At 66.9% G+C, this 18,454-nt stretch carries 18 protein-coding genes and 3 tRNA genes; 5 read left to right on the top strand and 16 right to left on the bottom strand.

Going from position 1 to position 18,454, the window contains the following annotated elements; genetic code table 11:
- Positions 1 to 776: 776 nt before the first annotated feature.
- The 8 genes from ABIB15_RS10625 to ABIB15_RS10590 are packed head-to-tail and all read right to left on the bottom strand — an operon-like array spanning position 777 to position 5,912.
- Complete coding sequence (locus tag ABIB15_RS10625; protein ID WP_354478061.1) at positions 777 to 1,589, bottom strand: hypothetical protein; 813 nt, start codon at positions 1,587 to 1,589, stop codon at positions 777 to 779.
- A gap of 3 nt (positions 1,590 to 1,592) precedes the next feature.
- Complete coding sequence (locus tag ABIB15_RS10620; protein ID WP_354478058.1) at positions 1,593 to 1,883, bottom strand: hypothetical protein; 291 nt, start codon at positions 1,881 to 1,883, stop codon at positions 1,593 to 1,595.
- Positions 1,880 to 2,044 (bottom strand): hypothetical protein, encoded by a 165-nt coding sequence (locus ABIB15_RS10615; protein WP_354478055.1) that lies wholly within the window; start codon positions 2,042 to 2,044, stop codon positions 1,880 to 1,882. The genes ABIB15_RS10620 and ABIB15_RS10615 overlap by 4 nt, the downstream gene beginning before the upstream one ends.
- Entirely contained in the window at positions 2,041 to 3,477 is a 1,437-nt protein-coding gene (locus ABIB15_RS10610; protein WP_354478052.1) for a tyrosine-type recombinase/integrase, read from the bottom strand. The genes ABIB15_RS10615 and ABIB15_RS10610 overlap by 4 nt, the downstream gene beginning before the upstream one ends.
- On the bottom strand, positions 3,477 to 5,090 hold the full coding sequence (locus ABIB15_RS10605; RefSeq protein ID WP_354478049.1) for an AICE element replication initiation protein: 1,614 nt from the start codon (positions 5,088 to 5,090) through the stop codon (positions 3,477 to 3,479). The genes ABIB15_RS10610 and ABIB15_RS10605 overlap by 1 nt, the downstream gene beginning before the upstream one ends.
- The gene (locus tag ABIB15_RS10600) at positions 5,087 to 5,344 is read right to left on the bottom strand and encodes a hypothetical protein (RefSeq protein WP_354478046.1); all 258 of its coding nucleotides are present in this window, start codon (positions 5,342 to 5,344) and stop codon (positions 5,087 to 5,089) included. Before ABIB15_RS10600 ends, ABIB15_RS10605 begins: the two co-directional genes overlap by 4 nt.
- A complete protein-coding gene (locus ABIB15_RS10595; RefSeq protein ID WP_354478043.1) occupies positions 5,341 to 5,703 on the bottom strand; it encodes a hypothetical protein in 363 nt (120 codons plus the stop codon). Before ABIB15_RS10595 ends, ABIB15_RS10600 begins: the two co-directional genes overlap by 4 nt.
- Positions 5,700 to 5,912, bottom strand: a complete 213-nt coding sequence (locus ABIB15_RS10590) for a helix-turn-helix domain-containing protein (protein WP_354478040.1) — start codon at positions 5,910 to 5,912, stop codon at positions 5,700 to 5,702. Before ABIB15_RS10590 ends, ABIB15_RS10595 begins: the two co-directional genes overlap by 4 nt.
- A 109-nt stretch (positions 5,913 to 6,021) precedes the next feature.
- Between ABIB15_RS10590 and ABIB15_RS10585 the strand changes: the two genes are divergently transcribed.
- Entirely contained in the window at positions 6,022 to 6,681 is a 660-nt protein-coding gene (locus tag ABIB15_RS10585) for a helix-turn-helix domain-containing protein (RefSeq protein WP_354478037.1), read from the top strand.
- Positions 6,682 to 6,767: 86 nt separating this feature from the next.
- A complete protein-coding gene (locus ABIB15_RS10580; RefSeq protein ID WP_354478034.1) occupies positions 6,768 to 7,907 on the top strand; it encodes a tyrosine-type recombinase/integrase in 1,140 nt (379 codons plus the stop codon).
- A gap of 97 nt (positions 7,908 to 8,004) precedes the next feature.
- On the opposite strand, the gene ABIB15_RS10575 is transcribed toward ABIB15_RS10580, so the two are convergent.
- The 5 genes from ABIB15_RS10575 to ABIB15_RS10555 all read right to left on the bottom strand — a co-directional run bounded on the left by ABIB15_RS10575 (position 8,005) and on the right by ABIB15_RS10555 (position 12,165).
- Positions 8,005 to 8,078, bottom strand: a tRNA-Met gene (locus ABIB15_RS10575).
- 36 nt (positions 8,079 to 8,114) lie between these two features.
- Positions 8,115 to 8,186 (bottom strand) — tRNA-Thr (locus ABIB15_RS10570).
- A gap of 120 nt (positions 8,187 to 8,306) precedes the next feature.
- Positions 8,307 to 9,233, bottom strand: coding sequence for a sugar ABC transporter permease (locus ABIB15_RS10565; protein ID WP_354478031.1), 927 nt, complete (start codon positions 9,231 to 9,233; stop codon positions 8,307 to 8,309).
- Positions 9,233 to 10,777, bottom strand: coding sequence for an ABC transporter permease subunit (locus tag ABIB15_RS10560; RefSeq protein WP_354478079.1), 1,545 nt, complete (start codon positions 10,775 to 10,777; stop codon positions 9,233 to 9,235). The genes ABIB15_RS10565 and ABIB15_RS10560 overlap by 1 nt, the downstream gene beginning before the upstream one ends.
- 155 nt (positions 10,778 to 10,932) lie before the next feature.
- Positions 10,933 to 12,165 carry a sugar ABC transporter substrate-binding protein gene (locus ABIB15_RS10555; protein ID WP_354478028.1) on the bottom strand — a complete coding sequence of 411 codons (1,233 nt, stop codon included), beginning with the start codon at positions 12,163 to 12,165 and terminating at the stop codon, positions 10,933 to 10,935.
- 198 nt (positions 12,166 to 12,363) lie between these two features.
- Here ABIB15_RS10555 and ABIB15_RS10550 point away from each other — a divergent pair, with 198 nt between their 5' ends.
- Positions 12,364 to 14,106 (top strand): glycoside hydrolase family 13 protein, encoded by a 1,743-nt coding sequence (locus ABIB15_RS10550; RefSeq protein WP_354478025.1) that lies wholly within the window; start codon positions 12,364 to 12,366, stop codon positions 14,104 to 14,106.
- A 389-nt stretch (positions 14,107 to 14,495) separates the two neighbouring features.
- Here the strand turns inward: ABIB15_RS10550 and ABIB15_RS10545 are convergent, their stop codons facing one another.
- The 3 genes from ABIB15_RS10545 to ABIB15_RS10535 all read right to left on the bottom strand — a co-directional run bounded on the left by ABIB15_RS10545 (position 14,496) and on the right by ABIB15_RS10535 (position 16,746).
- Positions 14,496 to 15,578: a M23 family metallopeptidase gene (locus ABIB15_RS10545; RefSeq protein ID WP_354478022.1), complete on the bottom strand. Its 1,083-nt coding sequence runs from the start codon at positions 15,576 to 15,578 to the stop codon at positions 14,496 to 14,498.
- Positions 15,579 to 15,772: 194 nt separating this feature from the next.
- Complete coding sequence (locus tag ABIB15_RS10540; protein WP_354478019.1) at positions 15,773 to 16,591, bottom strand: inositol monophosphatase family protein; 819 nt, start codon at positions 16,589 to 16,591, stop codon at positions 15,773 to 15,775.
- Between the two features lie 73 nt (positions 16,592 to 16,664).
- A tRNA-Tyr gene (locus ABIB15_RS10535) sits at positions 16,665 to 16,746 on the bottom strand.
- A 114-nt stretch (positions 16,747 to 16,860) separates the two neighbouring features.
- Between ABIB15_RS10535 and ABIB15_RS10530 the strand changes: the two genes are divergently transcribed.
- Both ABIB15_RS10530 and ABIB15_RS10525 read left to right on the top strand, forming a co-directional pair.
- Positions 16,861 to 17,886 (top strand): LacI family DNA-binding transcriptional regulator, encoded by a 1,026-nt coding sequence (locus tag ABIB15_RS10530; protein ID WP_354478016.1) that lies wholly within the window; start codon positions 16,861 to 16,863, stop codon positions 17,884 to 17,886.
- A 41-nt stretch (positions 17,887 to 17,927) separates the two neighbouring features.
- Complete coding sequence (locus tag ABIB15_RS10525) at positions 17,928 to 18,416, top strand: YajQ family cyclic di-GMP-binding protein (RefSeq protein ID WP_354478013.1); 489 nt, start codon at positions 17,928 to 17,930, stop codon at positions 18,414 to 18,416.
- The last annotated feature ends 38 nt before the right edge of the window (positions 18,417 to 18,454 follow it).

Genomic DNA, 18,454 nt, shown 5'->3' with positions numbered 1-18,454 from the left:
AGCACGAGCACGCCGGCCGCGGACAGCTCCAGCCGTGGGCCCCGCCGCGCTGCGCGAGCCCGCTCCCCGCGAGCCCACGACCACCCCGGATCCGCCGGCGCCCTCGGCACGGGAGAGCACACCGCTAAAGTTCCCCGAAACAACCGTCACAACCGTCACACGCGCACCGAGCGCCCGCGCATCCCAATGAATACGTGGCCTCTGAACTGTGACGGTTGCCGTGACGGTCCTCGATCAACCGTCACGCCGAGCGGACAACCGTCACTCGCCTGCCGGCCGCGACCTCGTGTCGATCCCTGATCCCACCTCCGATCCGCCGGCGCCCATCGAGCAGGGACAGCAGCGCGCAGCGTGTGCCGATCCGCGCGACCCAGCCGCGGCGATCTGAGGGCAACCGTTCGGAACGAACGGGCGGCAGCCCCGATGTGAGCCTGGTGACTTGCGGTCGCCAACGATGACCCGATAGAGTCGGCATCGTTGGCGGCCGGAAGGCCGCTGCTTTGCCATGCCTAAAAAGGAAGAGCAGAAGAGACGCACACCGCGAATTCTGCTCGATGCTGGCGCACCGCGAGCGATGCCGCCCAACCTGCCATGTTTGTATCAAGGTTTGTACCACCTTCACTCGTTTAGAGAGAATTTCGTTCTGCCTACAGGCGGAGGTACGAACCGTTCCTCAAAAAACCCCGACAATTCGCGGTCTGAGCGCGCGACGAAGGGCGAGGCCCTCGTGCTCGGCCTCGCCCTTGCGATCTGCGTCGGTTACCTGTCGAGCGAACTCACGAAGAGGTGACCCGGTTTTGCGGCTGTCCGCCAGGGAACAACTGAGGGAAGAACGCCGGCTCATCGTCGGCCTGGTGCGCCTTGGACGCGATGCGTGCCGTAGCTGAGGTGTGGCCGCGGCTCGGAGTCTCGGCGAGGAGCGCGAGCACGACCTGCTCGCGCGTCTGGCCGAGGCCACCGACCGACTCGGCTCGGGCCTTCTCGGCCAGCAGGGTGCGCGCGACGAGGAAGCACTTGAAGCACGAGATGAGTTCGATCTGCTCGTGGTTGGGCCACGGGGCCTTTTCCTGATCGACCAGGCGAGCCTTGGGGATGCCTCCCCCGCCGATCGGGTCGGAGACGTTGCACACCGCGCAGAGGTACGTGGCGTGGTGCTTCGCATCGGCTGCGGCCTTGGTGACCATGCGGGCTCGGAGGTCGGCGACCTCGTGGGCGCGGATCGAGTGGACCGCCTTGGCGCGCAGCTCGTCGTAGTGCTCGTCGATGTACTCGGCGACGCCCGCGACAGCGGCGATGTCGGTCAGGGTCACGTAGATGTCCCTCGTGCCCGAGAGGCGTTTGAAGCTCTGGAGCACCCCGGTCTGCGGAGGGAGGTACCGCATGCCGGCCTTGCCCCGCGCTTCGCGGATGACGACGAGCTCGGCGAGCAGGTCGATGGTCTGGCCGATCTGGTCAACCTTCACGCTTGCGGCGTGCTCGGTCCAGAACTCGCGGAGATCCTCGGGGATGGAGAACCACGACTCGGGGTCGTCGTAGCCCTCGTGGAGGCCCTCGGGGACGGCTGCGGTGCGGGTGGAGAAGAGTCCCATGACTCAACCTTTCTTTTCGGGGGTGCTGTGCTGACGGGTACCGGCGTCAGCTTCCGGTGTCTGTGTGGCAGGCGATGTGCCTGGGTAGGTGGCGAGCACGGCGCGGATGATCGCGACGGTTGCCCGGTCGACGGCGGCGGGGTCTGAGGGGAGCCAGTCGCGCCAGTGCTTCGCGATCGCGTCGAGGTAGGTCGCGACAGCGAGCGGCAGGGGCTGTCCTCCGGCTGCGGCGCGCAGGCGCGTGGCAGCGTCGGTGGCCTCTGCTACGACCGGATGCGGCGGAGGCTTGCTCATGCGCGCAACCGATCCAGAGCGACCCTGAGAAGGTCGAGCGCTGGGCCGGGGTTTGCTCGTTCAAGGATGCGCAGCTCCAGTTCGAGCTGCGCGGGCCCGGCGTGCACGAGGCTGTCGAGCGCGGTCGGGAGGACCTCGTCCCGGCCAGTCGGGGCGCTCATGCGTTCGCCGCTTCCACGAGACGCCGCATGCGTTCATCGGACACCTGCACGTAGCGCTGCGTGGTGGCGGGGCTGGCGTGGCCGAGCAGCTGCTGGACGGTGAACACGTCCCGGTCGATGTTGTAGGCGCGGGTAGCGAACCGGTGCCGGAGCGCGTGCATGGTGACGCCGGCGGGGAGCAGGCCGGAGACGAGTTTCCCCATCCAACGGGGGGACATGTGGCCGTTGATCTGGCCCGGGAAGACGTAGCCCTCGGGGAGCGCGCGGAGCTGCTCGGCGAGGCCATTCGGCAGCGGCAGCGTGCGCAGCTTCGCGCCCTTGCCGTGCACCTGGAGCGACCAGGCGGACTGGGTGCCGGTGATGTCGCGGGAGTGGAGCGAGGCGACCTCGGCGCGGCGGAGGCCCATCTCGGCACCGAGGCGCAGCGCGAGCGTCTCGCGGTCTCCGGCGCGGCCAAGGGCGGCGCTGTACTCGTGGTCCAGCGCGGGGCGCGGCCTCGGCTGCGCGGCCTTCACGACCGGGAGCTTGCTCGTCGGGTTGACCTCGATACGGTCGGTGTCCTCGGCCCACCCGTAGAACGACACGAGCGTTGCCCGATTGCCCCGGCGAGTCTCAGCGGCCCAGCGCTTGCCGCTCATCCACTCGATCAGGTCATCCAGCGTGACCTCGAACGGCGACAGGCTGGCGTTGTCCCTGGCGAACCGTCCAAGCTGCTGCATGCGTCCGCTCGTCGTCGTCTCCGAATGGCCGTTGGCTCGCAGGTATGAGCGGTACCCCCGGATTTCGACCTCCCATGCGGGCGGTACGGGGAGCGTCTGCGCGCGGCCTGACGGCTCGACGGCGGGATCCTCGAACACGCGGCCGGTGAGCTTGGCCCAGCGGTAGAAGGCACGGACGGACACGCGGTGCTGGAGCTGCGTGGGGCGGCTGCACGGGAGGCCGTTGAGCCAGTCGCAGAGGTTCTCGTGGTTCATCTGCCACGGCGAGTGCGGGGCCTCGGAGGCGAGTCGGGTCATGTGCTTGACCCGCTGCGCGATTGTCTCCGGCGTGCGGCCGGCTGCGCGCTCGGCGGTCTCGAACAGGGCGAGTGCATCCTGCCAGCGCTGGTCGAGGCGGTACCTCGTGACGGGCGGGGCATCCGGGGCGGGGCTCACGGCCACGTGGCCGACCTGCCATGCCCACCGGTAAAACGCGCGGATGGTCATCCGGTAGCCCTTCACGGTGATCGCGGTGCAGGGCAGCGCGTCGAGCCATGCCTGTAGCTGCTCGGTCGTCACGTCCCACGGCGAGCCGCCGTGGGCTTGGGCGAGGCGCTGGAGGCGGGTGACCTGGTTGGATGCGGTGGCGGTGGCGAGGCCGGTCGCGACCTGCGCGGCGTGGAAGTCGGCTAGGGCGGGCGTCCATGCGGCGGCGGGTGTGGTGTGGATCGTCATCAGAAGGCCTCTTCGTCTTGGCAGGTTGGGTGTGTGCTCTCGCCAGCGGTCACGAGCGCGGCTGCGATCGGGGTCTGGCAGATCGCGCAGAGGATGACCCCGGCGCGGGTGATGCTGTACTGGGTGCCGCGGTTGCTGCGCTCGTGACGGGCGACAAGGACGCCGGCCTTCGCGAGTGCGGGGCTCAGGCGGGTGAGTTTCTCGGCTGCTCCGCGCGGGGTCTTGGGCCAGTCGGTGTGCTGCTTGCCGTCTTCGAGGCGGGCGAGCAGCTCGCCACAGGTACCGGTCCAGACGCCGACCTGCTCGACGAGCGCGACGAGCGACGTGGCGAAAGAGTCGCCGTCGATGACGTCTTGGGAGACTGCCTCAATCGCGGCCCGGTACGAGTGGAGGGTGTCCCATCCGGTCACTTGATCGAGCGCGGCGAGCACCCGCATGAAGTCGGCCATGCGGCTCTTGCGGGCGAGGACCACGCCGGGGTGAGCGGCGAGCACGAGCGCGACGAGGTCGAGCAGCGCCCCGAAGGTCTGCGGCCATGCGGCGTTGAACGCCTCGTCGACCTCGGCAGCTTCGCGGCGGTGTGCCTCGTCGACCGGATCCAGCTCAACCTTCAGCATGCGGTCGGCGACATCGCCCTGGAGCGCTCCGGGGTTGATCGTCGTGATGACGATCGGGCGCTTGAGGTTGATCGTCGAAGGGCTGTCGTCGCTGTACCGGGCGCGGCGCACAAACGCGGCGCCGGTCGTGGCCTTGCACACGGCGTCTTGGAACCACGGCGGCATCCGGGAGACGTTGTCGAGGCCGACCCCGTAGACGGCACGGGCCGACACTGCCCAGTTCTCTTCGTTCGTCGGCTGGCTCTGCACGCCGGCCGCGTTCGGGTCGAACATGTTCAGCAGCATCTTGGCCGTGGTCGTCTTGGCCGTGCCCTGCTGCCCGGTGATGACGAGAATCGCCTGGGGGATGTCGGGGAGGAAGGTCGATATGAGCCACCCGACGAGCAACCGGAACCGGCGATCGTCGACGTTGAGCAGCGCATGCAAGCCGTCGACGCTGCCACCCTTCGCGGGCGTCGGGAAAGGCAGGCCGAGGCCATTCCGGCGGAAGAGGACCGGGGACTGCTCGACGACCTGCCAGCCGCTCGGCGACACGACGAGGGCGCGGCAGTCGTCGGTGCCGAGGTCGAGGACCACGCGGCCCTCGTGCCGGGCCATGCGCAGGTAGACCGGCGTCACTGCGTCGTTGAGCACCTGACCGCGCAGCACGGCCATTGCGTCGTTGAGCGCGGACCCGGATGCCGCCTGTGTCTTGGCGGCGAAGTAGTCGGCGGCGAGACGCGAGCCAAAGCGATCCTTGTTCAGCTCCATCGCGATCGAGGGACGCCCGCGCTCGACGGCGTAGAAGCGCCCCTCGTCGCCGTGGATGATCCGATAGAGGGAGTGCGCAAGCTGCACGAGGACGGTGGCCTGACTCGGCCCGGTCTTCGTGCGCTCGGCGGCGGGCAGCTCGATCGCGGCCTTGGCGCTGGGACCGTCGACCGCATGCGGGAACTCGGGAACAGAGCTGGAGGGCTCGTATCCCAGCTCGTCCCAGCCGCTTGCAGCGCCGCTCAATCTCGGTACCTCTGTCTCGTCTTCTGCCCGTCCGTGCTGTTGCGCCAGGCGATGCCCGAGCGCTCGGCGGCGGGGTTGCTCGGGTCGCTGCGCACAGCGGCCTCAGCGGCGGCTCGCGCCGGGGTACCAGCCGGGAGCGCTGCGGCCTTGGCCGTGAGTGCCGCCTGGCGGACGGCGAAGATCTGCTGGATCTGTCCCTCTGGCCTGCCGAGGCGGGAGGCGTAGAGCTGTTCGCCCTCGTGCTCGGCGGTCACGGCGCGCACCCCGCCATGAGCGACTCAAGCGTGTACTCGGGCAGCGGCCACAGCGCAGGCTCGGTGTCGACCCACGCGACGTGCCTGGATGCCACAATCTCCCACGGCGACGTGCGGGTGTAGGCCATGAGCAACAGCGACATGTCGACTCTGTCGCGCAGCTCGGCGACATCGACGACGCCGCCTACCGCGACGGGGAGGGATAGCGCGAGCGGGCCGACGATGAACCCGTTGGGCGTGAGCGGGTGCGCCGGTCCGGTTGCGACCGTGAGAACAGCGAGGGTGGCTCCGTCGAGGAACTCAATCGCGGCGAAGTGATGACGCGAGGGCTCGCGCAGGGCGACCGGGTCGGAGGTCATCGGGCGGACCCGACCGCCTGGTTGTCGAGCATTGCCAAGAACGCCTCACGAGGCACGAGGACGCGGCGACCAATTCGGACGCTCGGGATCTCGCCCGCGGCGGCGGCGGCGCTGATCGTGCGCGGGTCGAGGTCGAGCACCGTCGCTACCTCGGACATTGACAGCGCAGCCGAGGTCGACGCTCGAACCTCCGCTAGTGACTTGATCATGTTGACTCCTTCGTTTTGAACTCATTTAGATGACGAATTGCGTTCAGCCCGTCATGTAGGAGTATGCACCTCATTGTTGCTTGCCGTCAAGTCATGTAGGTTTTGAGCCATGGAACTCAACGAGGGCGACGTCGGAGTCGTCAATACGGCCGGCGTCGGCGACTGGGCGCGGCGGCTGACTGCGAGCGTTGGCGCTCAGATCCGAACGATGAGGCGGGCACAGGACCTGAGTGCCCAGGCCTTGGCCGATCGCACGGCCGCTCTAGGTCACGAGGTGAAGCGGTCGGTCATCGCCGATATGGAGAACGGGCGGCGTCCAACCGTGGCTGCCTCGGACTTGCTGATTCTTGCCGCGGCCCTAGGCGTTCCGCCGATCGCGCTGCTCATTCAGCCCGCGGCCACCAACGGACCGATCGAGGTATTGCCCGGCGTCACCGAGTCCCCGTGGGAGGCCTACGACTGGATCGTTGGCGCCCGGGTTAGGCCTCCGTCACTGGCCGGGGGCGACCGGAGTCTTGAGCACTGGAGAGCCGCGCAAGATCCCTTTGGGCACAAGTTCCAATTCGACCATCTCGTGCGCCAGATGATGGACTCCGTCCGACTCGCCTACCAGTACAGAACCGCCAAAAATGCAGACGAGCTTGCAGCGCGCGAGGAAGAGAAGCGGCGTCAGATCGACCTCCAGCTGATCGCACTGTTGGAGCGCATGACAGCGGCCGGCTACTCGATACCGGACGGCCTCGACGAGTACCGACCGGACGGCTTATGACTCAGCGCCGAACACCCTCGAGGCGGCGCGGAGTCGGCTCGATCACGAGCTACGCCACGAGTGCGGGGACCCGGTGGCGTTGGCAGATGCGGGTGCCTCTTGACGCGGACCATCCAGACGGGCGCACGAGGCAGGCGGGTAAGAGCGGGTTCGTCACGATGGAGGCGGCGGACGATGCATTGCAGCAGGCTCGGCGCGACATCCGCGACCATCGCCTGCTCGCGCGAGGAGGCGGGCCGACCATCGCGGAGTACTCCGAGCAATGGCTGGCAGGCCTTCGCCTGGCGAAGTCCACGATGGACGGATATCGGCGGATCATGCGCGTGCACGTGGTCCCGGAGCTCGGGCACCTCAAGCTCGACCAGCTGACCGCGACCCGTCTCGCGAAGCACTACCGCGAGCTGGAGGCCAGCGGCAGACGAGGCCAGCGGGATGTTGGCGGGCCGCTATCCGGGAACACCGTCCGGAAGGTCCACGTGACTCTTGGCGCGATGCTCGATAGTGCGATCGAGGACGGGCACCTGTCGATCAATCCGGCACGAAAGAAGCGCACAGTGAAGGCCCCGACCGGGAAGCAAGTCCGAGCCGAGCGTCCGGAGATTGTCACGTGGACCGCCGACGAGCTGCGCGTGTTCCTCGACTGGGACCGTGACGTGTACGACGACATCTACTTCACGCTGTGGACGACGATCGCCAACACCGGCATGCGGCGGGGCGAGGCGCTCGCGCTGCGGTGGGGCGACCTCGACCTGGTCAATGGGCGGATCAGCATCCGGCGCGCAGCAGAGGCCACCGTCCGCAACGCGACGAAGACCACGAAGACCGGGCAGGCGCGAGTGGTCGACATCGACGAGCGCACCGCCGAGGGCCTTCGACGATGGAAGGCTGCGCGCGGGTCGCTCTCACTCGACCTCGCACGTGCCGGCGCCTACGTCTTCGGAACGATCGAGAACACCGTGCCCAACGGCAACGCGATCAGCAACCGGTGGAGCGTCCGCCTCGCCGCATACGCGAAGCACCGCGGCGCCGTCGAGCAGAAGAAGGTGACCTTGAAGGGCCTCCGGCACACTCACGCGACTCTGCTGCTCGAACTGGGCGTGCACCCGAAGGTCGTCCAGGAGCGCCTTGGGCACAGCAACATCAGCACGACGATGAACATCTACTCGCACGTGACGCCGACGATGCAGAGGGACGCGGTGACCCGCCTGTCAGCCCTGCTCTCGTAGGCCGATCCGGGGGCGCTGTTGCATATCCCGTTGCATGAAGCCCAGCGACCGGGGCCACCTGAGCGGGAAAGCCCCGGTCAGACGGATGTTGAGATTGTAGCGAGGGCGGGACTCGAACCCGCGACACCACGATTATGAGCCGTGTGCTCTAACCACCTGAGCTACCCCGCCGGGTACGTCACTTCCGAGAATGAATCGGGAGCACGGAGCCCCCTGTGGGAATCGGACCCACTACCTCTTCCTTACCAAGGAAGTGCTCTACCAATGAGCTAAGGGGGCGTGACCACCTGGCTACCGCGAACGGCGCGCCGGTTTGGCACCGTACGAGACTAGCACCTGGCGCGTACCTCGCGAATCACGATGCACGGCCCGTCAGCCTCGCTCAGGCTCACGGGCGGCTCACTTGACCGAGCCTGCCGTCAGCCCGCCGACTATGTACTTCTGGAGGAATAGGAACAGCGCCATGACGGGGAGCGCCGCGAGTACTGCTCCGGCGGAGAACGCGCTCCAGTCGGCGTAGTTCGGATTCGAGACGAGCGTGTAGAGGCCGACCGCGAGCGTCTGTTTTTCTGGGTCGACGAGCAGCACGCTCGCGACCACGAACTCGTTTGTGGTGCCGATGAACGACAGCAGGGCGACGACGGCGAGGATCGGGGCGACCAGTCGCAGGATGATCGTGAAGAAGATGCGGGCGTGGCTCGCGCCGTCGATCTTGGCCGCCTCGTCGATCGACGACGGAACGGTGTTGAAGAAGCCGTACATCAGGTAGGTGTTGACCCCGAGGGCCCCACCCAGGTGGACCATGATCAGCCCGACATGCGTGTTGAGGCCGATGGCGGGAAAGAGGTCGCCGATCGTGCTCATCACGAGGAAGATCGCGACGACCGCGAGCAGCTGCGGAAACATCTGCACGAGAACGATCGTGAGCAGCCCCGTCCGGCGACCGGTGAAGCGCATGCGCGAGAACGAATAGGCCGCGAGAGCCCCGAGGAAGACGCTGCAGACCGCCGTGACCCCCGAGATGGTGAGGGTGTTGGCGAACCAGGCCGCGAAGGGCTGTTCGGGGTTGTCGAGCAGGCGCGCATACGCATCCAGCCCGACCTGCGAGAAGAGGGCATTCGACCCGGTCAGCGTGCCTCGCGGGTTGAGGGATGCGGAGAGCACGTAGAGCAACGGAAAGGCGGCGAAGACCACCATGACAACGCCGATCGCGTGGCGCCAGCCGGTGGCCGCGAACCACCGCCCCAGTCGCCGCCGTGTCGTTGGCGGGATCTGCGGGGGAACGGTGGTGCCACGCGATGGGGCTGCGGTGATTCTGGTGGTCATTAGTTCAGCTCCTCCAAAGCCTTGGTCTTCCTGAAGCTGATGATCGAAATGACCGCTACGAGGATGAAGATGATGATCGAGAAGGCGCTCGCGAGCCCGTAATCGCGCGTCTGGCCGGTGAACGCCACCTTGTAGACCATGGAGATCAGGATGTCGGTGGCCCCGACATTCACGTCGGCGCTCGCGTCGCGCGGTCCGCCGCCGGTGAGCATGTAGATGAGGTTGAAGTTGTTGAAGTTGAACGCGAATGAGGCGATCAGCAGTGGCGCGACGGAGACCAGCAGAAGCGGCAGCTTGATCAGGCGGAACACCGCCCAGGGGCTGGCCCCGTCGACCGTCGCCGCCTCCTGAAGCTCCTCCGGGATCGACTGGAGTGCGCCGGTGCAGACGAGGAACATGTAGGGGAAGCCGAGCCAGAGGTTCACGAGGAGGATGCTGAATTTTGCCAGCCACTCGTTGGTGAGCCAGGGAATCTCAGCACCACCGAGCAGAACCTGGTTGATGAACCCGAAGCTCTCGCTCAGCATTCCGGCCCAGACGAGGGCCGAGAGGAATGCCGGGAACGCATAGGGAAGGATCATCGCGATGCGGTAGAACTTGCGTCCCTTCATCCGAATGTCATTGAAGACGATGGCGAGGAACAGTCCGAGCAGGAAGGTCGAGGCGACCGACAGTGCGGCAAACGCGAATGTCCACGTGGCGACGCTCATCAGCGGGCTTCGGATGCCCTCCTCGGTGAACGCCCTGGTGAAGTTGTCGACCCCGACGTTGATCCGCCAGCCGGGGAGAAGTTCGTCACCGTCAGCGGAGGTGAACGCCCCGGTGCCGGTATCGGCATAGACCGTGCCGCTGGCGACATCCGTCATCGTCTTAGCCTGCTCGTCGTACGTCAGCGACGAGACATAGAGGTAGGCACTGCTGCCGTCGGGGGTCCGGAGGCTGCCGTCGTTTGGATCGTTCGAGAATGGCACGTTCATCGCGGTGATCTCGGCGGTGCGTGCGATGACCTCCTGAAAGCTCAGGCTGGTGTAGCCGTCGACCGCAACGGCCTTGCCGCCATCCATGTCGGCTCCCGAGACGCGCTCGAGCGGCGCGTCGTTGCTGCCGATGCTGACGTCGCCTGCGGGGTCGGTGAGCAGGAAGCTCAGCGCGCCGGCCCTGTCGAGCACGGTCACGCCGTACGCGGCAGAGTCGGGCACGCGTTCCTGGGCCGAGCTCATGAGGGCGGACACCGCCTGGGCCTTGTCGCTGTTGTGGCCGGTGCTGTAGTTCGTGAAGCCGATGTAGCCGGTGTAGACGATCGCGAAGATCTGGAACACGACAAGGAAGATCACCCCGGGAGTGAGGTACTTGGCCGGAAGCTTGCCCGGGGAGAAGTAGATCCAATTGACGATGCCGGTGACGGCCAGCACGAGGGCGAAGACGACCCACTGCTCCTTCGCGAACAGGATGAACAGCGCGTAGAGCGCGAGTGCATCGACGATGCCCAGGAGGGCGATCTTGATGAGGATGGCCTTGACGCCATCCGATGCCGCCTCGGCCATGCGCGCAGCCTGCTTCTCGCGCCTCGTTGGCTTCTCGGTGACGTCGTCGTCGTTGATGATGCTCAATTGCTCAGCTTTCTGCTCTGGTCTTCCACCCGAAAAACCCCGGGTGGATGCCGAATCGGCACCCACCCGGGGAGTCGTCTGCCGTGCTGTCAGCCGATCGCGCCCTGCACGTCGGCAGTGAGCTTCTGCCACGTGGTGACCGGGTCGGCACCGTTGATGATGGCGGCCTGGGCGATGCCCCAGAACTGCCAGACCTGGCCCATGGCCGGGATCGCGGGCATCGGAACGGCCTCGGCGCCGACGGCGGCGAAGCCGGCGATGATCGGGTCGGCCGAAGCGGCCTCGGCCGACGCGGTGAGCGCGGGCAGGATGTTGCCCGACTCGAACAGCGCGGTCTGGACCTCTTCGGTGCCGAGGAAGTTTACGAGGAAGTCGTTCGCGGCGACCTTGTTCGTGCTCTGCTCACTCACGTAGAAGCCCTTGACGCCAGCGAACGGCTGCGCGGCCTCGGTCGACTCGGGCGAGATGACGTCGACGGCGAGGTTGATGCCGGCGTCGGTCGCCGCGGCAACGTTCCACGGGCCGGTGAGCCAGAAGGCGGCCTGGCCCGAGGTGAAGGCCTCCTTCGCGATGTCGCCGGTGATCTCTGTGTTGAAGACGCCCGTGCCGTTCTTGCCCTGGCTGCCGAGCCAGGTGGCGAATGCCTCGCCCCCGGCGTTTCCGAGCTCGAGCGCCTCTGCGTCGTAGCCACCGCTCGCATCCGTTCCGAAGACCGGGGCGCCGTAGGACGTCTGGTACGGGTAGAGGTGGTAGGGGTTGCCGTCGGCGCCCTGCTCGACCACGAACGGGTACTCGACGCCGGCCGCCGTGCCCTTGGCGATCATGTCGTCGAAGGTCGTTGCGGGCTCGGGCACGAGGTCGGCGTTGCGCAGCAGGGCGAGGTTCTCGACCGCGTACGGGAGCAGATAGGTCTTGCCGTCGTAGGTGGCGGCGTTGATGGCCACGTCGAGGTAGTCGGCGGCCGTGTCGCCCAGCTCGATGGGAGCAACGACGCCGTTCGTGACGAGTTCACCCACCCAGTCGTGTGCGCCCATCGTGATGTCGGGGCCCTTGCCCGACGGAACCTGCTGGATGAAGTCGTCCTTGATCATGGCGACGTCCTTCGAGACGAGCTTGACGTCGACACCGGTTTTGTCCTCGTAGGCGGCCGCGGCCTCTTTGAGAGCGTCGACGCGCTCGGCATCGACCCACACGGTCAGGGCGCTCGCGGCCGTGTCGTCCCCCGATGTGTCACTGGAGCCCGCGGAGCATCCGGCCAGGGCCAGGGAAGCGACGACTGCGACTGCGCCAGCAGCCAGCCAGCCTTTTTTGTTCACCGTCATTGGTGTTGCCTTTCCTCAAGGCGCGCCCGCGATACTGCAAGCGCTTACATCTAACAGGGTCACCGCGGCGCACGGCAATCTCCCTGTGGGATCTGGCACAACACCTCCACTGATCTCGGGGCCGGCAATGTGTGATCCTCTCAGCTGCCCCGCACTGCAATCGCTTCCATCTGGCCCAGCATGCAATAGAGTTTCGGGATGACTTTCGACAACTCCGTGGACATCGTCGCGCCCGCGCGCGGCGAGGACCCGACTTCTGCACTCCCGGCCGCCGGACGCGAGTGGTGGCGCAACGCCGTCATCTACCAGATCTACCCCCGGTCGTTTGCCGACGACTCCGGCGACGGCATCGGTGACCTGCGCGGCATCACCACCCGGCTCCCGTCCCTCGTCGAACTCGGCGTCGATGCCATCTGGCTCTCGCCGTTTTTCGTGTCACCCCAGCGCGACGCCGGCTACGACGTCGCGGACTATTGCGATGTCGACCCGCTCTTCGGCACCCTCGATGACTTCGACGCGCTCGAGGACGCCGCGCACGCGCTCGGCCTCAAGATCATCGTCGACCTCGTCCCCAACCACACCTCGAGCGACCATGCCTGGTTCCGCGCCGCACTGGACGCCGCCGAGGGGAGCGTCGAGCGCGCGCGGTACATGTTCCGCGACGGCACCGGCGAGAATGGCGAGCTGCCCCCGAACAACTGGCATTCCGTCTTCGGCGGCCCGGCGTGGACCCGCACCACCAACATCGACGGCACGCCCGGCCAGTGGTACCTGCACCTGTTCGACTCCACCCAGCCCGACCTCGACTGGGAGAATCCCTGGGTGCGCGACCAATTCCGCGACATCCTGCGCTTCTGGCTCGACCGCGGCGTTGACGGCTTCCGTGTCGACGTCGCCCACGGCATGATCAAGGAAGCCGGCCTCCCCGACTACACGGCTCCGGCCGACTCGGGGAGCATGGGCGGCGGTGCGGTCGGGCTCGAGCCCGAGATTGGTACCCACATCGACGCTCCGACCCCGCCCTACTGGGCGCAGGACGGCGTGCACGAGATCTACCGCGACTGGCGCCAGGTGCTCGACGAGTACGAGGGCAACCGGGTCATGGTGGCCGAGGCCTGGGTCGAGCCGCTGACCAAGCTCGCCCGCTGGGTGCGCCCGGACGAGATGCACCAGGCCTTCAACTTCTCCTACCTCGAGACGTCGTGGGCGGGACCGGCCATCCGCCGGGTCGTCGACGGTTCACTCGACGCGTTCACCGGAGTCGGCGCACCGAGCACCTGGGTGCTCTCCAACCACGACGTGGTCCGGCACGCGACGCGCCTTGCGCTGACGGCCGACAACCCGCAGGGCCACGGCATCGGGCCCAAGTCCCCCGGCCAGCCGATTCCCGAGCTCGGCCTGCGCCGCGCCCGCGCAGCATCCGCGCTCATGCTCGCGCTGCCCGGAAGCGCCTACCTGTACCAGGGCGAGGAGCTCGGCCTGCCCGAGGTCATCGACCTGCCGGACCATGCACGCGAGGACCCCACCTGGTTCCGCACGGATGGCGAACGCTACGGACGTGACGGATGCCGGGTGCCGATCCCCTGGGAGGCGGACGCGGCCGCGTACGGCTTCAGCACCTCAGGCACGAGCTGGCTGCCCCAGCCGGCCGACTGGGCGCCGGTATCGAGGGACGCGCAGCTTGGCGTGCCCGGATCGACGCTCGAGCTGTATCGGCTCGCGCTCTCGCTGCGTCACGAGCACGACCTCGGCTTCGGCACCGTCGAGTGGCTGCCCGGCTACGACGAGACCGTCGTCGCCTTCCGCAACGGCTCCGTCACCGTGATCGCCAACACCAGCGATGTCCCGGTCGAGCTGCCCGTCGGCGAGGTGCTGCTCAGCTCCGAAGAGCTTCACGGGGCCGCACTCGCCCCGGACCAGACGGTCTGGATGCGACTCTAGGCCAGCCCGGGCCACGGTCCCGTCGTCCTGCGCGCTGCGTGGGGCGGCGGGACTTTTCCGTGTGCGGCGCACTTTCTTCATTCAGGAGGTCTGGCCGGGCGAGCTTTCATAATTCAGGAGTGCTGAGCCCGGCAGGCTTTCAGAATTCAGGAGTTATTGGCCACGGCTGGCTTCGGAATTCAGGAGGTCAGCCCGGCGAGTGGACGATTGAGTTGGCGATCCAGCGAGCGGATGCTGCAAAGTCGGCGTTTCCGGCCGATCCCGGTCGCATCCACCGACAAGACTCCTGAATTTTGACAGCCGCCACTAGGTCCAACTCCTGAATCCTGAAAGTGGCAGTCAGCCCCCACTCCTGAATTATGAAAGGAGGTCAGGGCGCCAAGAGGCGGTTAGCCGGCGTTGGCCTGCAGCCAGGCGAAGGGGTCGACCGCGGCGCCGCCAAGGCGGAGCTCGAGGTGGAGGTGCACTCCGGTCGAGGCTCCGGAATTACCCACCACGCCGATCATGTCGCCGACCCCGATTGTCTGGCCGACGGCAACCTGGATCGATCCGTACTGCATGTGGGCGTAGGCCGACTGGACCTTCTGCCCATTGACGATGTGGTCGACGACCACGTAATTGCCGAAGCCGCTGTCCGACACCTGAACAGTGCTCACAACCCCTCCGGCGATCGCCTGGATCGGCACGGCACCGGGCGTGAAGTCGAGGCCCTGGTGATAAGTCGAGCAGAATCCGCAGCCCGCGACCTGGCGCGGCCCGAAGCCGCTCGTGATGGGCGAGCCACCCGGGAATGGCCACTGGATGGCGCTCGTCGGGTTGTTGGTGAAGTTGTAGCTGCGGCTGCCGGCGCGTGCCTGAACCTGGCGCACAAGCGAGACGACGGTGTATCCGTCTCGGGTGATCTCGGGCGCCGCGGCAGCCTCGACCTTGAGCTCCTGCGTCTTGGCGGTCGATTCGGTGACCGCGGTCGCGTTCACGGAGGACTCGGGACGCGCGAAGGCGTTGGCGGGAACGGTTGTGGAGATGAGGATGAGCCCGACGCCGGCCATGGCGCCGACGGTGGCGAGATTGGAGAGGAGGCGGCGCTTCAGGTGGGAGGTCTTCGCGGCGAGGGATGCCGAGGCGCGCGTGGGAGCGGGCGTTGCGGCGGGCACGACCCTCGACGTGGGCGCGTGGCGCCTCGCGGAGCGGCCGGTCCGTGCCCTGGCTGACTCCGAGCGCTTCGGGTTCGCACGTGGCGGCGCAGTAGCCGCGAACAGCTTCGGGCGAGCGGCCTTCGCGTCGCGCTCGCGCAATTCGCGGCGGGTGAGGGCCGGAGCCTCTGCGGAGGCGTCGGGGACGATGGGCGACGTGGCGGTGGTGAACTGGGCGGCGAGGCTGCTCACGGCGTCGGTGTCAGGGCTGGCCTGAGCCGTGGTGTTGGGCGTCTCGGCCGGGGTCTGGGTACCGAGAAGGGAGTCGAAGCTGCGCACTACCTATCGAACCTCGAATGCCATGGGCGGTGTCGTCGAACTCGTCTTGATGCAGCATCCACGAATCGACAAACCCAAGCTCCTCAAAAAATAGGACCAGCTCAGCAATGCAGGCTGGTCCGGACATCTATGTGATTCCTCCGGGGAATTATCACCGAAAGATAACGAACGGGTAAAGACTAGCGGAAAAGGGCCTAAATACCCAAATTTTTCTGACTTGGGTGAAGCGCAGCCAGCAGCGTTTCGAGGGTTGCGGCCAGGCGGGGCGGGGCCGCAAGGAGAAATTCCCGTCCGGCCGGCGCGCCGCGCAGACCGGTCACTGTCGCACCCGCCTCCTCTGCAATCAATGCGCCGGCGGCATGATCCCAGGGCGCCAGGCCTCGCTCGTAGTAAGCGTTGATACGGCCGGTGGCCACCGCGCAGAGGTCGAGCGATGCCGTCCCGGCCCGGCGGATGTCGCGCACCTTCGAGATGAGGTGCACCAACACATCGGCCTGCTCGCGGCGCGTTTCGGCGGAATAGGCGAAGCCCGTTCCAACCAGGGCCAGGGGGAGCTCCGCCTCGATCACCCGCAGCCGACGGGCACCCAGGTACGCGCCTCCGCCCGCGCTGGCCGTGTAGACCTCGTCGATCGCAGGATTCACGACGGCTCCGGCGATCGCGCGCCAGGATGCCGGATCCGGGTCACCCTCGACGACGGCGATGCTCACTGCGTAGTGGGGCGCGCCGTAGAGGTAGTTCACCGTGCCGTCGATCGGATCGACGATCCAGGTGAGGCCGCTCGTTCCGGCATCCGCGTCGCTCTCCTCGCCGAAGAAGCCGTCCTGCGGCCGCGCCTCGGCGAGAAGGCTCCGGATGAGAGCCTCGGTCTCGCGGTCAGCGTGCGTGACGATGTCCTCCGGGGACGATTTGCTCGCGGCAACCTCGACGCCCTCGAATCGTCGCCGGGCCGCGAGCGCTCCGGCGCGGATGGCGGTATCGCGGGCGAGATTCAGAAGCTCTTCGACGGCCACAATTCTCCTCCTGGGAAACTTACGAAAAAAGGCCCGGCGTGACGCCGGGCCCTTCTCCCATCAATCTGTTCTGTGGCAAGTGCAGGATTCGAACCTGCGAAGTCTAAGACGGCTGATTTACAGTCAGATCCCTTTGGCCACTTGGGTAACTTGCCAGGTGCGCATCCGACCAAATGTAATCACCAACCGAAGGCGCGGATCAAGGATACAACGCCAGAGCGCCTCTTCAGAACGCCGCTAGTATCGGCTCACCGACCGAGGAGAGAGCAGTGCCCGGCATAGACGAGGTTGCCCTGCGGGCAGGAGTGTCCACAGCGACCGTGAGTCGCGCCCTGAGCGGCCGCGGCCAGGTTTCGCCCGCGACGCGAGAACGGGTCATCGCCGCGGCGAAGGAGATCGGCTACGTCGTCAGCTCCAACGCTTCAGGCCTTGCAACAGGGCGCACCCGGAATGTCGGCGTCGTCATTCCCTTCCTCAACAGGTGGTTCTTCTCCAGCGTCGTCGAGGGCGCCCAGAGTGCGCTCATGGGCTACGGCTACGATCTCACCCTCTACAACCTCGGCGGCGGCGGCGAGGAGCGCCGGAGTGTCTTTGATGACTTCCTGCTGCGCAAGCGGGTCGACGCCGTCATCGCGATCTCGCTCGAACTCACGAGGGACGAGGTGGCGAGCCTGCTCGAGGTGAACAAGCCGACCGTCGGGGTGGGCGGCCCATTGGCTGGCGTGCACACGCTGAGCATCGACGACGTCGAGGTGGCACGCCTCGCCACCGGTCACCTCATCGCCCTCGGGCATCGCGACATCGCCCATCTCGGCGGAAACGAAGACCGGGGCGCCGCGTTCCACCTGCCGACGAACCGCAGGGAGGGGTATCAGGCGGCACTCGAGTCCGCAGGGATCCCGGTCGATCCCGACCTCATCACCTACGCCGACTTCACGCTCCAGGATGGGTACGCAACGGCCAAACAGTTGCTGGGCAGTCCGCACAAACGCCCGACAGCGATATTCGCCGCCTCGGACGAGATGGCGATCGGCGCGATCCTCGCCGCCCGCGACCTGGGGTTGCGGGTGCCGCAGGATGTCTCGGTGATTGGCATCGATGACCATGAGCTGAGCGGGTTCTTCGGGCTCAGCACCGTCGCCCAGTTCCCGGCGCTCCAGGGCCGCCGTGCGGTCGAGATCCTCATGGACCAACTGCACCCCACCCGCGCGCCGTCGCCCTCCCTCAACACTCCGCTGCCGTTCGAGCTCATCGTGCGTTCGAGCACCGCGACGCCGGGCCCGACCGTCCACTGACCGCCGGCGACCAGGAGTCGATCGGAGGTTAAGCTGATCGCATGGCAGATTCCACTTTCGACATCGTCAGCAAGGTCGACCACATGGAGGCGGAGAACGCCGTCAACCAGGCCCAGAAGGAGATCGCGCAGCGCTACGACTTCAAGAACGTCGGGGCGTCGGTGCAGTGGAGCGGGGAGAAGCTCCTGCTCAAGGCTAGCGCCGAGGAGCGAGTGAAGGCCGTGCTCGAGGTTCTCGAGGCGAAGATGATCAAGCGCGGCATCACACTGCGGAGTCTCGACGCCGGTGAACCCTACCCCTCGGGCAAGGAGTACCGCATCGAGGTCGGCCTCAAGAACGGCATCGGGTCCGATGATGCAAAGAAGATCGCCAAGATCATCCGAGACGAGGGGCCGAAGACGGTCAAGAGCCAGATCCAGGGCGATGAGCTTCGCGTCTCGTCGAAGAGCCGCGACGATCTGCAGTCAACGATGGCGCTGCTCAAGGGCAAGGATCTCGACGTCGCCCTTCAGTTTGTGAACTTCCGCTGACAGCCGAACCCGCTCGGCAGCACTGACCAACGCGCGCC

The sequence above is a fragment of the Marisediminicola sp. UYEF4 genome (assembly GCF_040546025.1).
Classification (GTDB): domain Bacteria; phylum Actinomycetota; class Actinomycetes; order Actinomycetales; family Microbacteriaceae; genus Marisediminicola.
Note: the sequence above shows the minus strand (reverse complement) of the source record. Positions and strands in the feature narration are given on the sequence as shown.